Source organism: Qipengyuania vesicularis (genome assembly GCF_019711415.1).
Lineage (GTDB): Bacteria > Pseudomonadota > Alphaproteobacteria > Sphingomonadales > Sphingomonadaceae > Qipengyuania > Qipengyuania vesicularis.
Genome location: NZ_JAIGNJ010000004.1, coordinates 49,130 through 61,279, shown reverse-complemented (window position 1 = coordinate 61,279; position 12,150 = coordinate 49,130). Strand labels below are relative to the sequence as shown.

The following is a 12,150-nucleotide window of genomic DNA, read 5'->3' as shown; positions in this document are numbered from 1 at the left end:
CCTTGGTGACGTTTGAAACTACTGGTCGATCACCCGGGTCGCGGGATGGTGCTTGTCGAGATGCTTTTTGATCGTGCGCAGGTTCTTGGAGTTCGAGCGATAGAGCAGGTCGAAAGCATCGCCGACGAGGGGAACAGCGCCGACCGCAGTATCGAACCCGACCCGGCCCATCATGTGCCACAGCTTCCACTTCGGCAGGCCGAGATTGCGCGCTTCCCACACGATGTAGCTGCCCATCGCCGCCGTGATGATATCGCCGAGAACCGGCACCAGACCTACGATCGTGTCGAGGCCGATGCGGTAGTTCGTTCCGGGGACCACCATGCTGCGCTCGAGGATCATCTCCATCGCTTCGACCCGGCGGCGGATCGACTGGGGATCATTGCCGGTGGGGAAATCGAAGCGCAGCGGGCCTGCGCCCGGTTGTGCACCAAACCCCTCGGCTCGCGGACCGTCGGGTTCGATCGGAGTGAGACGATTGTCTTCCATGACAGCTAGATGGGGGCGCGTGTGAGCGGGAACAAGGGATGGAATGCCCAGCCGTTTTCCGAGAAACCATCGACCCCCGCGCGCACCTGCGACCAGCGGATCGGCGAGCCGAGCGGAATATAGAGATTGGTCGCCGTAAGTGCCTGCTCGGCCTCCGATAGATAGGATGCCTCTTCGACAGGATTGGCTGCATCAAGCGAAAGCTGCACGAGATAATCGGCGTCCTCGCTGCACACCGGAGCGGAAATCTCGCAGTTGAACTGGTTCAGGAACCAGCGCGCCCCTGCAAACCGCGCCACCTTGTCGCGCAGCACAAGATCGGCTTCCTCACGGCTAGTCGCCCGCCGGGCGGTGATCCCGATGGCGGCAAAATCGCCCGACAGAGCGTCGAAGATGATGTCCGCGCCAGGGCCCTGTGGTAGCGATATGCTGATCGAGACCGGCTCGCCGCTAAGCTGTTGCCACTGGCGCACGCGCTGGGCCGCCCGTGCCTGGCGCTGTTCGATCGTGCTGTTCTCCCAACGCTCGCCCACCGTGTCGTCGTCACCCGGCAGGCCGTCGGCCACGATCCGGGTCGAACCGCTCCAGCCAGCCAGATTGAGCTGCTGGACGAGCGCGGGCCTGTCGATCGCCATGGCCAGTGCCTCGCGATTGGCCGGAAGGGCAAGGAAATCGCGTGGTCTCACCACGTCGAGGCCGAACAGCCCAAGCGGCGCATCGAGCCGCACGGTGCCACGCGAAAGCGCACCGGTGATGGCCAACGGCAGGGTCTCCATCCGGCCGCCGAGCACCAGATCGACTTCCCCTTGCGCAAAAGCACGGGCTGCATCACGCGGGGCCAGAGCGCTGACCCGGATCTCGCTGGTCAAATCCTCCCAGTCTTCCTGCTGGGCGAGGCCGCGGCTTTCGGGCGGGATCGCCCGGAGGATTGCCGTGCCCTCCTCCAGCACGGCCACCATCGGGCCGGGATCGGCTTCGCGAAGAGCGATGCCGAGCTCGGGCTGGGCGACAAGCTGGAGAAATCCCGGCATGGGGCTGCGCAAGCGTATCTCGATGACGCGGCCGGTCATCGCGCGGATGTCCTGTATCTTCTGCAAGTCGAGACCGAGGCTGGTTCCCTCGAGCCTCTCGACGGCGTCGACGAGCGCATCGCGAACCGCGCGCGCGGTCAGCCGCTCGCCATCGGGCAGGTCGAACTCGGTAATCCGGAATATGTAACTCTTGCCATCATCGGTCACGATCCAGCGTTCGGCGATGCCCGGAACGACTTCACCACGCGCATTGAACCGGACCAGCCCCTGGCGTTGCGCCGAGCGCATCATCTGGGCGCCGGGCGTCAATTCTGCATCGGAGGAAAACAGCGAGGCGGCGGTACCGATATAGGCAATATCCACCACGCCATCGTCTGCAGACGCGCCGCATCCGGTCAGGATGGTGCCAGCAAGGACCAGGGAAAGGGCGTGGCGCATGTTGTGAGGACGTAGCAGCGCCGCGTCCTCAGGCAAGCACAAGTGCCTATGTCAGGTCAGATCGAACGCTTGCGATAGTTGTCGGCGTAAGGCGCATGCACCGCCGGGCGAGCATATCGCGGTGCTTCCGATTGCGATTCGAGCATGTGCTTGCGGGCGTGAGCTGCTTCGATCGGTTCGTCGAATGCAATCCCGACACGTGCGCTCTGGGTCCAGGCAACGGTGCCACCGACCTCGCCCACATTGCGCAGGGTGACGATCACACGCTGGCCAACTTCGGCAAGCAGCTCGCCCTCGACCATGATGCCGGTGTTGGAAAGATTGCGGACCTTGACCTTGTCGCTCGCCGCCCTTCCGTACAGACGCACCTGGGCCATGAGGAAAAGACTGTCGCGCTTGATGCTGCGCGTATCGACCATAAACTCGACCTTTGCCCTGTAGCCTGTGCCATCCCGGTGGCGCGTGAACCCGTCGGATCGGCCTAGACCGACATTCATAACAATTGGTTTATCGAAAACCTTAATTCGCTAAGGTTTGCCGACCAGATCAATCGTCGCGCGAGATTTTCTCGCGCCGCTCGTGCGCTTCCTGCGCCTCGACGGTCATGGTGGCGACCGGCCGGGCAATCAGGCGCCTGAGACCGATGGGATCGCCGGTTTTCTCGCACCAGCCATACTCGCCTTGGTCGAGTCGCCTGAGCGCGGCATCGATCTTGGAGATGAGCTTGCGCTGACGATCGCGTGTACGAAGTTCGATGCCCCAATCGGTTTCCGAAGAGGCCCGATCGTTCAGGTCGGGTTCGCGTATCGGACCGTCCTGCAAGGATTGCAGCGTCTGGCCGGCCGCATCATGGATCGATTTCTTCCAATCGAGCAGCAACATGCGGAAATAATCCTGCTGCCGCTCGCCCATGTATTCTTCGTCATCTGTGGGGACATAGTCCGGATCGACAGCGGCTTTCGCCTTGGCGAGCTTTTCCGAAACATTAGAAGCCGTGGCCATTTGAGCCTGGTACCCTTCTTCGCAACTCTCTTCCGCGAGAACGCCGCCATTCCCGCCAGTCCGGATTTTTCCGGTACCTGCGACGCTCCGATGGCGCGGCCTATAGGCACGCCATGGGGTGCACACAAGCGGCTTTCCCGATTTGCCCATAGCCTGTGACTGATTAAGCTCAGCCTACCGCACGCCCCACCCGCGCAAATAGTTGAGGCAGGCGTTAACCATTTATTGACCATAAGCCTCGAAACCTTGGTTTGTCCGGCAGGGGGCCGGCCGAAAATTGGGGGAGTTTGGGACATGGTACTCACGTCCATCGAAGGCGGCGCAGGCCGCATCGAACAGAGCGAAGAAGGCCAGGCGACGGTCGCAGAATATCTCGCTGCCTATGCCAAGGGCAGTCTTGACGCACTCTACGATCTCGGGGTTGCATTCTCTACCGGTAGCCACGGCTGCAGCGTCGACATGATCGAGGCGCACAAATGGTTCAACATTGCTGCCTCGAAGGGTCATGAAGAAGCCGCTTGGTGCCGCGCCGACGTGTCTGAAGAGATGACCGCTCGCGAAATCGCTGAAGCACAGCGCCGCGCCCGCGAATGGCTGCTTGATGGTCAGCGCAAGGTTGCCTGACCTAACCCGGTCTCCTGAAGGGCGTTCGTCGCTCGAGATAATTGCGATCGGCGGCCACGCCTTCGCGCTCTCGCTCGAGGAACTCCGCCACCGCCGTTCGGAAACCCGGATCGGCGAACCAGTGTGCCGAGGTGGTCTCGACCGGTTCATAGCCGCGGGCCAGCTTGTGCCCGCCCTGCGCACCCGCCTCCACCCGAGCTAGGCCGCGCTCGATGGCGATATCGATCGCCTGGTAGTAGCACAGCTCGAAATGCAGGAAGCGCACCTGCTTGGTGCACCCCCAGTAGCGGCCATAGAGCGCATCTCCCCCGATGAAATTGAGAGCGCCCGCAATCGCCTCGTCCTCCTCCAGCGCCAGGACCAGGACAATCCTGTCGCCCATCCGTTCGCCGAAGAGATCGAAGGCTTCGCGCGTGAGGTAGGGATGGCCCCACTTCCTTAGCCCCGTGTCCTGGTAGAAATGCCAGAAAGCATCCCAGTGACGAGGTTTGATATCGTTGCCTGAGAGGCGGACGATCTCCAGCCCCTCCTGCGCTATCGCCCGCTCCTTGCGCAGGTCCTTGCGCTTGCGAGAGGTAAGGGTCGCAAGAAAGTCCTCGAATCGCGCGAACCCATGGTTGAGCCAGTGGAACTGGATGTCCTTGCGCGGCAACCAGCCCGCATCCTCGAACAGCGGCACTTGCTCCGGCTCGATGAACGTCGCGTGGGCCGAGGAAAAACCGTTCTGCAGGCACAACTGCTCCGCCGCTGCGAGAAGTGGAGCGGCGAGCGATGCGTCGGATAGCAACAGGCGCGGCCCGGTCGCCGGTGTAAACGGCGCAGCGATTTGGAGCTTCGGGTAATACTGCCCTCCGGCGCGCTCATACGCATCGGCCCAGGCATGGTCGAAGACATATTCGCCCTGGCTATGACCCTTCGCATAGGCGGGCATGGCGGCCAGCGGCGGGCCGCTGTCGCTGGAGATGATTATCGGAACGCTTTGCCATCCGGTTCCGGGGCCCACGCTGCCAGAATCCTCGAGCGCCGTCAGGAATTCGTGGCGCATGAAGGGATTTTCGCCGGCAAGCGCGTTCCATGCCGCCGCGTCGATCGCTGCGACCGACCCGGCAATGCGCGCGGCAATCCCCGTCTCGCTCACGCCAGCCCTGCTCCTTCGGCGATGAGGGCGTCGGCATGGCTCGCCGCGTGCTTCCGGGTCTCGGGCGAGTTCACGGTCCAGGTGAGGACCGGCATGCCCCGCTCACGCAGGGCGGATACCATGGCGCTTGGCAAGGCAGCCACGTGATATGCGATGAATTCGGGCCGCGCCGCCCAAAACGCGACGTGCCGCTGCCACGGTTTTTGGGTCGTGCCGTGCTCGTCCTCGCGCATCACCAGCCCGTGCACGATTTTCGGGGCATGCTTCGCGAACCATGCCGAGACGCGCGGATCGAAACTCATGACGGCAAATCGGCCCGAATAGCCTTCCAGGGCGTTTGCCACGGCCCGGCAACTTCGCGCGACGTCATAGCCACGCCGCGACTTGATCTCGATCAGGAGCGGCACCTTGCCTTCCACCAGGGGCAGCAGGTCGTCGAGCCGTGCGAGCTTGTGCTCGCTGTCGAGGAAGGCGATCTGCGCGAGCTCTTCTGCCGAATGCGCATCTGTGGGGCCGCTGACCGAAGTCAGCCGGTCGAGCTCCCAATCGTGCATGAGCATGGCGCAGCCATCGCGGCTGCGCTGGATGTCGCATTCGATGCCCATGCCCCGTTCGACGGCAAGCGCGAAACCGGCCAGCGAGTTTTCCGGGACACCTTCGGAATGCAGCCCGCGATGGGCGTATTCCCAATCGCGCAGCCAGCCGACCCGCGCGGGGTCGGGCGCCGGCACGAAGATGCGATCAAGCCTTGAGAGCAACAATCGCGTCGACCTCGACCGCCGCGTCGAGCGGGAGAACCGGCACGCCGACCGCGCTGCGGGCATGTTTGCCGGGCTCTCCGAACACTTCGAACATCAGGTCGGAGGCTCCGTTGACGACCTTGGGCTGGTCGGTGAAATCGGGTGTCGAGGCAACGAAGCCGCCCAGCTTCACAAAGTGCGCGACGCGTTCGAGCAGCCCCGCCGCTTCCAGCTGCGCAAGGATCATCAGGCCGCAGGCGCGCGCAGCTTCCTGTCCGCGCTCGAGCGACACGTCCTTGCCAAGCTTGCCGGTAACGAGCTCGCCGTCGACAAACGGGAGCTGGCCCGAAACATAGGCCGTATGGCCGTCGACGATCACGGGCTGGTAGCTGGCGACGGGTGCCGCGGCGTGCGGGAGCTGGACTCCCATCTCGCGAAGTCGGTCGTGAACGCTCATGCTTTTTCCTTTTCCAGTTGATTCCTCAACCATGGCAGCGCCTCGCTCCAGTCGTCGATCCGCGCATCGGCATGGCCCGACGTATGGGCGCAATCGATATGCGGAGCGAGCATGGGTTCGCCGCACAGGTGGAGAGTCGTGATTTCTTCAATGGTCTCACGCGCCGAACGGTGATGCTGCGCGAGATCGTCGATAAAGATGGCCTTCGACGGATTGTATTCGGCGAGGATATTCTGCAGCGCGGGCCCCTTGGGACCCTGGTTGGTAAAGACCCTCGCATTGAGACCATGTCCGGCAAGCTGCTCGGTCCGCATCTGCTGGCGCTTGTCGACCAGGTTGGTGAGGATCACCACGTCGGCCTCTTCGGCCAGCGTGTTGATCCCTTCGATCGCGCCGGGGATGGGGTTCTGGCGGTACATCTCGGTGTCGAAGAACAGGCCCAGCTTCTTCCAGATGTCCTCCGGTGCGAGAATCTCCCCGCTCTCCTGCCACCGCAGGGCCTGGGAAAAGTCGTTACCGACCATGCGGAATTCGACACCCTGCGATTCGGCCAGCCATTCCTTGAACGGCGTGACCATGTAGAGTAGCACCTCGTCGCAATCGGAGATTATCAACGGACGGCTCATGCGTTCAAATCCTGTGCGGCGGCGACAAGCACCTCGGGCCTGGTATTGAGTGCGTCGGCGGCGGCAATGAGGTCGGGTTCATGCGCGGCGAGAAACTCGAGCACAGCGGCCTGGACCGAACGATCGTCGAGACCGTGACGCAGGCGCTCGGGCGTCAGGCCGGTCAGCGACAGCAGACGATCGGCACGGCGCTCGTCGGTCAGTGCCCAGCCGAGCGCTTCCAGCGCCAGCACTTCGGGCGCGCGATCCTCTCCATCTGCCGATTTATCGTGACTAAGAATTGTCAGCCCTTTCGCTTGGCTCTAGGCCTGCTGTCCTATTCGCAGGAGTGACTGGCCCCGTGGCAAAGAGAATCCTCGTTGTCGAGGACAACGACCTTAACCGTAAGCTGTTTTGTGACGTGCTGAAGGCGAACGGTTACGAGGTCGTCCCGGTTTCCGATGGTAACAATTTTCTGGCCTCCGCCAAGCGGTCGGACCCGCAACTCGTGATCATGGACATCCAGTTGCCCAATGTCAGCGGCGTGGACCTGATCGCCGAACTGAAGGCCGACAATGCGATGGAAAGCGTGCCCGTACTCGCCGTGACCGCTTATGCCGGCAAGGGCGATGAAGAGCGTATCCGTGAAGCCGGGGCCGAGGATTATCTCGCCAAGCCGGTCTCGATCGGACCCTTCATGGCCGCCGTGCGCAAGCTGCTTTCCGACTAGGCCGACACCAGCGAAACCTTGACAAAGCCGCGCGGAAACCGCTTTGCCGCCCCATTCGTTACGACACGCAAACCCGCGGGTCGCACCGCTTTGAAGAATTGGACCCATTCATGGACCGTGCCGAGGTAGACGCGAAGATCCGCGAACTCGCAGAACCCTTCAACAAGAAGGGCGTGGACATCAAGGAAGAGACCACCTTCCAGAACGATCTCGAATTCGACAGCCTGACGGTGATGGACTTCGTCGCCGAGATCGAGGACGAGTTCGACATCATCATTTCGATGAACCAGCAGGCCGAGATCGAGAATTACGGCCAGCTCGTCGACGCGGTGCACAAGCTGCAGGCCGACGCATGAGCGAAGGCATCATCCAGCCGGACCAGCCGGAAACGCTCGAGGGCGACGGCAAGGATCTCTTCTCCAAGTTCGACGACATCATCGCATTGCGCGAAGGCCTGCTTGCGAGCGGGCAGGAAGACCCGTTCAACCTGGTGATGGAAAAGGTCCTCTCGCCGACCCGCGCGATCTGCAACGGGCGCGAGACCATCCTGCTCGGCACGTATAATTACATGGGCATGACCTTCGACCCCGACGTGGTCGAGGCGGGCAAGCAGGCGCTGGCCGATTTCGGTTCGGGCACCACCGGCAGCCGCGTTCTCAATGGCACCTACCAGGGCCATAAGGAATGCGAAGAGGCCCTGCGCGAATTCTACGACATGGACCACGCGATGGTCTTCTCGACCGGCTACCAGGCCAATCTCGGGATCATCTCCACCATCGCGGGCAAGGGTGACTACATCGTCCTCGACATCGACAGCCACGCCAGCATCTGGGACGGCTGCGCGATGGGCCAGGCCGAGGTCGTGCCGTTCAAGCACAACGATATCGAGGCGATGGAAAAGCGCCTCAAGCGTATTCCCGAAGGCGCCGGCAAGCTGGTCGTGCTCGAAGGCGTCTATTCGATGCTGGGCGACATCGCACCGCTCAAGGAGATGGTCGCCGTCGCCAAGAAGTACGGTGCGATGGTGCTGGTCGATGAAGCCCACTCCATGGGCTTTATCGGCGAACACGGCCGCGGCGTGGTCGAGGATGCGGGCGTCATCGACGATGTCGATTTCATCATCGGCACTTTCTCCAAGAGCGTCGGCACGGTCGGGGGGTTCTGCGTCTCGAACCATCCCAAGTTCGAGATCATGCGCCTCGTGTGCCGCCCCTATGTCTTCACCGCCTCGCTGCCGCCTAGCGTGGTGGCGACCGCGGCGACCAGCATCCGCAAGCTGATGCACGGTTCGAACAAGCGCGCCCATTTGTGGGAGAATTCGAAGAACCTCCACAAGGGCCTCCGCGATCTCGGTTTCCAGCTTGGTACCGAGGAACCTCAGAGCGCGATCATCGCAGTGATCATGCCCGATCTCGAACGCGGTGCCGCCATGTGGGAAGCCCTCATCCGCAACGGCCTTTACGTGAACCTTGCGCGGCCCCCGGCAACGCCTGCCAACATGACGCTGCTGCGCTGTTCGCTTTGCGCCGAGCATTCGGAAGGCGAGGTCAGCCAGATTCTCGAGATCTTCGAGAAGTCGGGCAAGGAAATCGGGATTATCTAGGGCAAGCGTCGTGCGACGATGGCGCAGCCTCGCAGTGATGGTGGCGATCGGTATCGCCGCCAGCTTGTGGCTGTCCCAGCGTGCGCCGATAGGGACCGATCTGACCGGGCGGGTGCAGCTCGACGACATCCTGGGCGACACGGCCTCCCCCAGCCTCGGCCCAGCCGACGCCAGCGTGGTGGTGGTCGAGTTCAGCGACTACCAGTGTCCTGCTTGCCGCGCGGCCCATCCGGAACTTCACGCTGCCGCAAGGGCGGATGGCGATGTGCGCATCATCTACCAGGACCTGCCCGTGTTCGGCGACGCCTCCGAACGCGCGGCCCGCGTGGCCATCGCTTCGGATCGGCAGGGAATATATGCCGAGGTCCATGACGGTCTAATGCGCGCGCTGTTTCCCCTCGGCGACTCGGGATTGCGACGGATCGTCGAAGAGGCCGGCGGCGACTGGCAGCGGATCGAGGAGGCTCGGGACGACGACATCACCGATTTCCAGCTCGCGCGGACGCGCGGGTTCGCTATGCGGCTCGCGGTGCAGGGTACGCCGACTTACCTGATCGGCCCCTACCGCATCGTCGGCGCACTCAGCGAAAGCGAGTTCCGCGAGGCCTTCGAACGCGCGCGCGAACGACAGGCCTCGCCGGAAAACTAGTCGCCGTAATAGATCGGCCCCAGCGCGTCGATGACTGCGATCGCCTCGAGTGCCTGGGGCTGATCGGCTGCATCGTCGAGCAGGCGGATGGTCAGCTCGGTCTTGTAACCGGTGAGCGTGCGCGACTGTTCTACGCCGTACATCAACTGCGTGAGGTAACGCTGGTAGTCGTTGCGGCGTTCGATGTGGAAATAGGGCTTGCCTGCCGCCTGGGCCACTTCGGCTGCGCGCAGCAGGGTCATTTCCTGGACGACCGGCCCCGAAGTGGTGTTGCCGTTGTATTCGACCTTGATGCTGCCATCATCGTTCTCGACCTCGTCGAAGCCGGAAGTTCGGGGAATCCCGCCCAGCAGGCTGGTCCCGAGACTGAGCGCCCCGCCGACCAGTGCGCCGAGCACATTGGGCCGCGCTTCCTTGTAGTCGATCAGCTTGCGCTCCGATTCCGGGCGGATGAGCAGATTGTCGGCCAACGCCGAGAGCTTGGGCCCCTTGCGTTCGATGGCAGGGCCGAGCGGAGGCAGTTCCGGGGCCGCTCCATCCTCATTCGCCGCCGCGTAGGCGCTGTAAAATTCCTCCGTCAACGGAGAGGCGCGGAATGCCTTGTCGGATACGACCGTCCGGGCGTCTTCCAAGCGGCCTTCCGAGATCGCGATACGCGCTTCAACGACCTTTTCCATCGGCAAGAAAATGGTAGAGCGAGTCATGGTCGTGAAGAGATTGACCAGGCTGTCCGACTGCTTCTTGTCGTCGCCCTTTTCCGTCTTGGTAGGCGTCAGGGCAACCCGCGTAGCCTCGATCCAGGCCCTTGCCCGATCGCTATCGCCGTTCGCCGCCAGCGCATAGGCCGTAGTCATCGGCGTGCTTACGGCGGAGTTCCACTCGGTGAGCAGCGGCGTTGCATTGCCCCCGCTATTCATGATCGCCTCGATAGACGGAGGACCTGGTAGATGGACTGCGGGTTCGCCAGCCGAAGCCGCCAGCGCTGAAAGGTCCGCAGGTCCGCTGCCCAGTTGGGCGGACAGGCTGCGCGTTGCCGGATCGATCTGCCCGAGGTGACGCCAGATCGTCGTATCGCCGGGCTGCTGGGAGTTTGCTGCACGAAGCATGGATGCGATGCGCTGCACTTCGAGCGCGAAAGGGCGCTGGGCGGCGGCGGCTTCGGCGATGGCGACCGCTTCGGTGCCCTTGCCCTGATCGTTCAGAGCTATCGCTCGAAGCAGGTCGATCGAGACGCCCATCGAGCGTTCGTAGAAGAAGTCGCCCTCATACTCCCTGGCTGCCGTTTCAGCCGCATCGAGATCGGCAAGCGAACCTTCAAGGTCGCCAGTTTGGAGCTTCGCGGCAGCGCGGGCGCGCATGATGTGGGCCAAGCGCAATGTTTGCTCGGGTCGCAGCTTGCCGCTCTCTAGAGCGCGGTCGCACGACGCGATCACCATCGTCGGCACATCCTGGTTGCGAAGGCGGAAAGAGGAGATCGTCGCTTCGCCGCGCATACCGTCGTCGGAGCGCTTCGGCTTCTTGAGCCCGTCGCAGCCGGCAAAATCGGCGCTCACTCCAGCGTAGGCGGGCGTGGCGAGTGACAGCGAGAGGGCGGCAAGGCCCACTCCACAAAGGATGGATTTCATGATTTCGACCCCTGATGCGAATCCCTGACGCATTTATAGAGGTGGCGAAGTGAAAGCCAAGTAAAGGCGTTGCTCGCGAGTGTCTTGGCCGGTTTGAAGCCGACCGGGCCCTCTCCCAGTCCCGGCCGGCTTCGTGTCAGGCGGCGCTGTTGGCCGCCTCCTCTCCAACCGGTTGGTCCAGATCGCGCTGCTCGGGGAACAGGGGCCACATCAGTTGCTGGCCGAGGGTCGCAGGTGCGAGATTCTCGACGCCGTAACTTGTCGGGAAGCTACGCGTGATCTTCGCGGTGCCGAACAGCACGTCCCAGAAGAACAGCAGGTTTCCGTAATTTCCCTTGTAGTGAACCGCGGGGTCATCGGCATGGCGACCGTGATGTGCGTGATGCGTGGCAGGCGTCGAAATGGTGCGCTCGACCACCCACATGACTGGCGAGAGCCACCTAATCGCATAGAGCGGCTTGTCCCAGGCGACGTCCGAATGGGCGCCGGTAATCACCAGCAGCTTGACGACGATATAGCCTGCATAAACCCAGCCGAGGCCGAGATAGATCAGCACGCCAGACAGCCAGATCCCCGGCATCATCGCATAGTAGAAGAGGTTGTTGCGGTAGACGAGCCGCACGGACATGTATTTCGCGTTGTGATGCGCCCGGTGCAAATTGTAGAGCCAGGGGAATGTGTGGCTCGCGCGGTGCCACCAATATTGCATCATGTCGTCGAGGATCAGGAACAGGCCGATCGCGGCGAAAATGTTGAGGCCCGACAGCGCGCCTTCGTATTGCGGCGCGACGAGACCGGCGAACGCAGCGGCGGAGAACAGCACCATCGGCTGGGTGAAGGCGAGCAGGACGACCATGCTGACCGCCTCGACGATTCCGTCGTCGCGGGTCTGTTCCTGCTTGGAGAACAGGTTCGAGCGCCACAGCTCCAGCACGGCAAAGCCGAGGTAGATGGCGATGATGGCTATGGTCGACGAAGGCATGGTCTGTCTCCCTGACTGACTTGTCGAATCCCCACCT

Annotated in this window: 16 protein-coding genes; 5 read left to right on the top strand and 11 right to left on the bottom strand. The window is 62.8% G+C overall.

Annotated elements, in window-relative coordinates:
- Positions 1-18 precede the first annotated feature (18 nt).
- The 4 genes from K3146_RS12215 to dksA all read right to left on the bottom strand — a co-directional run bounded on the left by K3146_RS12215 (position 19) and on the right by dksA (position 2,960).
- On the bottom strand, positions 19-489 hold the full coding sequence (locus K3146_RS12215) for a DUF4112 domain-containing protein (protein WP_221546593.1): 471 nt from the start codon (positions 487-489) through the stop codon (positions 19-21).
- Between the two features lie 5 nt (positions 490-494).
- Entirely contained in the window at positions 495-1,994 is a 1,500-nt protein-coding gene (locus tag K3146_RS12210) for an ABC transporter substrate-binding protein (protein ID WP_247711273.1), read from the bottom strand.
- Between the two features lie 20 nt (positions 1,995-2,014).
- Positions 2,015-2,377: a PilZ domain-containing protein gene (locus tag K3146_RS12205; RefSeq protein ID WP_221546592.1), complete on the bottom strand. Its 363-nt coding sequence runs from the start codon at positions 2,375-2,377 to the stop codon at positions 2,015-2,017.
- Between the two features lie 127 nt (positions 2,378-2,504).
- A complete protein-coding gene (gene dksA, locus K3146_RS12200; protein WP_221546591.1) occupies positions 2,505-2,960 on the bottom strand; it encodes an RNA polymerase-binding protein DksA in 456 nt (151 codons plus the stop codon).
- A 294-nt stretch (positions 2,961-3,254) separates the two neighbouring features.
- Between dksA and K3146_RS12195 the strand changes: the two genes are divergently transcribed.
- Positions 3,255-3,584, top strand: a complete 330-nt coding sequence (locus K3146_RS12195) for an SEL1-like repeat protein (RefSeq protein ID WP_221546590.1) — start codon at positions 3,255-3,257, stop codon at positions 3,582-3,584.
- A gap of 1 nt (position 3,585) precedes the next feature.
- Here K3146_RS12195 and K3146_RS12190 read toward each other — a convergent pair whose 3' ends face one another.
- Genes K3146_RS12190 through K3146_RS12170 form a run of 5 tightly spaced genes read right to left on the bottom strand, consistent with a single transcriptional unit; the run spans position 3,586 to position 6,778 of the window.
- A complete protein-coding gene (locus K3146_RS12190; protein WP_221546589.1) occupies positions 3,586-4,722 on the bottom strand; it encodes a GNAT family N-acetyltransferase in 1,137 nt (378 codons plus the stop codon).
- Positions 4,719-5,453 carry a glycerophosphodiester phosphodiesterase family protein gene (locus tag K3146_RS12185; RefSeq protein WP_345724359.1) on the bottom strand — a complete coding sequence of 245 codons (735 nt, stop codon included), beginning with the start codon at positions 5,451-5,453 and terminating at the stop codon, positions 4,719-4,721. The genes K3146_RS12190 and K3146_RS12185 overlap by 4 nt, the downstream gene beginning before the upstream one ends.
- Before the next feature lie 10 nt (positions 5,454-5,463).
- A complete protein-coding gene (locus tag K3146_RS12180; RefSeq protein ID WP_221546587.1) occupies positions 5,464-5,919 on the bottom strand; it encodes a RidA family protein in 456 nt (151 codons plus the stop codon).
- On the bottom strand, positions 5,916-6,545 hold the full coding sequence (locus K3146_RS12175; protein WP_221546586.1) for an HAD family hydrolase: 630 nt from the start codon (positions 6,543-6,545) through the stop codon (positions 5,916-5,918). Before K3146_RS12175 ends, K3146_RS12180 begins: the two co-directional genes overlap by 4 nt.
- The gene (locus tag K3146_RS12170; protein ID WP_345724357.1) at positions 6,542-6,778 is read right to left on the bottom strand and encodes a DUF3572 family protein; all 237 of its coding nucleotides are present in this window, start codon (positions 6,776-6,778) and stop codon (positions 6,542-6,544) included. Before K3146_RS12170 ends, K3146_RS12175 begins: the two co-directional genes overlap by 4 nt.
- A gap of 107 nt (positions 6,779-6,885) precedes the next feature.
- Here K3146_RS12170 and K3146_RS12165 point away from each other — a divergent pair, with 107 nt between their 5' ends.
- The 4 genes from K3146_RS12165 (at position 6,886) to K3146_RS12150 (ending at position 9,506) form a co-directional block, all read left to right on the top strand.
- Complete coding sequence (locus K3146_RS12165) at positions 6,886-7,254, top strand: response regulator (RefSeq protein ID WP_221546585.1); 369 nt, start codon at positions 6,886-6,888, stop codon at positions 7,252-7,254.
- 110 nt (positions 7,255-7,364) lie between these two features.
- On the top strand, positions 7,365-7,610 hold the full coding sequence (locus K3146_RS12160) for an acyl carrier protein (RefSeq protein ID WP_221546584.1): 246 nt from the start codon (positions 7,365-7,367) through the stop codon (positions 7,608-7,610).
- A complete protein-coding gene (gene spt, locus K3146_RS12155) occupies positions 7,607-8,857 on the top strand; it encodes a serine palmitoyltransferase (protein ID WP_221546583.1) in 1,251 nt (416 codons plus the stop codon). The genes K3146_RS12160 and spt overlap by 4 nt, the downstream gene beginning before the upstream one ends.
- Positions 8,858-8,867: 10 nt before the next feature.
- Positions 8,868-9,506 carry a DsbA family protein gene (locus tag K3146_RS12150; protein ID WP_221546582.1) on the top strand — a complete coding sequence of 213 codons (639 nt, stop codon included), beginning with the start codon at positions 8,868-8,870 and terminating at the stop codon, positions 9,504-9,506.
- On the opposite strand, the gene K3146_RS12145 is transcribed toward K3146_RS12150, so the two are convergent.
- Entirely contained in the window at positions 9,503-11,131 is a 1,629-nt protein-coding gene (locus K3146_RS12145) for a hypothetical protein (RefSeq protein WP_221546581.1), read from the bottom strand. The genes K3146_RS12150 and K3146_RS12145 overlap by 4 nt on opposite strands.
- Before the next feature lie 136 nt (positions 11,132-11,267).
- Positions 11,268-12,113: a sterol desaturase family protein gene (locus tag K3146_RS12140; protein WP_221546580.1), complete on the bottom strand. Its 846-nt coding sequence runs from the start codon at positions 12,111-12,113 to the stop codon at positions 11,268-11,270.
- Between the last annotated feature and the right edge of the window lie 37 nt (positions 12,114-12,150).

Bases quoted from the DNA above. Each gene is read 5' to 3' on its own strand.
- K3146_RS12215 (WP_221546593.1), bottom strand. From the start codon at position 489: ATGGAAGACAATCGTCTCACTCCGATCGAACCCGACGGTCCGCGAGCC.
- K3146_RS12205 (WP_221546592.1), bottom strand. From the start codon at position 2,377: ATGGTCGATACGCGCAGCATCAAGCGCGACAGTCTTTTCCTCATGGCC.
- dksA (WP_221546591.1), bottom strand. From the start codon at position 2,960: ATGGCCACGGCTTCTAATGTTTCGGAAAAGCTCGCCAAGGCGAAAGCC.
- K3146_RS12195 (WP_221546590.1), top strand. From the start codon at position 3,255: ATGGTACTCACGTCCATCGAAGGCGGCGCAGGCCGCATCGAACAGAGC.
- K3146_RS12180 (WP_221546587.1), bottom strand. From the start codon at position 5,919: ATGAGCGTTCACGACCGACTTCGCGAGATGGGAGTCCAGCTCCCGCAC.
- K3146_RS12175 (WP_221546586.1), bottom strand. From the start codon at position 6,545: ATGAGCCGTCCGTTGATAATCTCCGATTGCGACGAGGTGCTACTCTAC.
- K3146_RS12160 (WP_221546584.1), top strand. From the start codon at position 7,365: ATGGACCGTGCCGAGGTAGACGCGAAGATCCGCGAACTCGCAGAACCC.
- spt (WP_221546583.1), top strand. From the start codon at position 7,607: ATGAGCGAAGGCATCATCCAGCCGGACCAGCCGGAAACGCTCGAGGGC.
- K3146_RS12145 (WP_221546581.1), bottom strand. From the start codon at position 11,131: ATGAAATCCATCCTTTGTGGAGTGGGCCTTGCCGCCCTCTCGCTGTCA.
- K3146_RS12140 (WP_221546580.1), bottom strand. From the start codon at position 12,113: ATGCCTTCGTCGACCATAGCCATCATCGCCATCTACCTCGGCTTTGCC.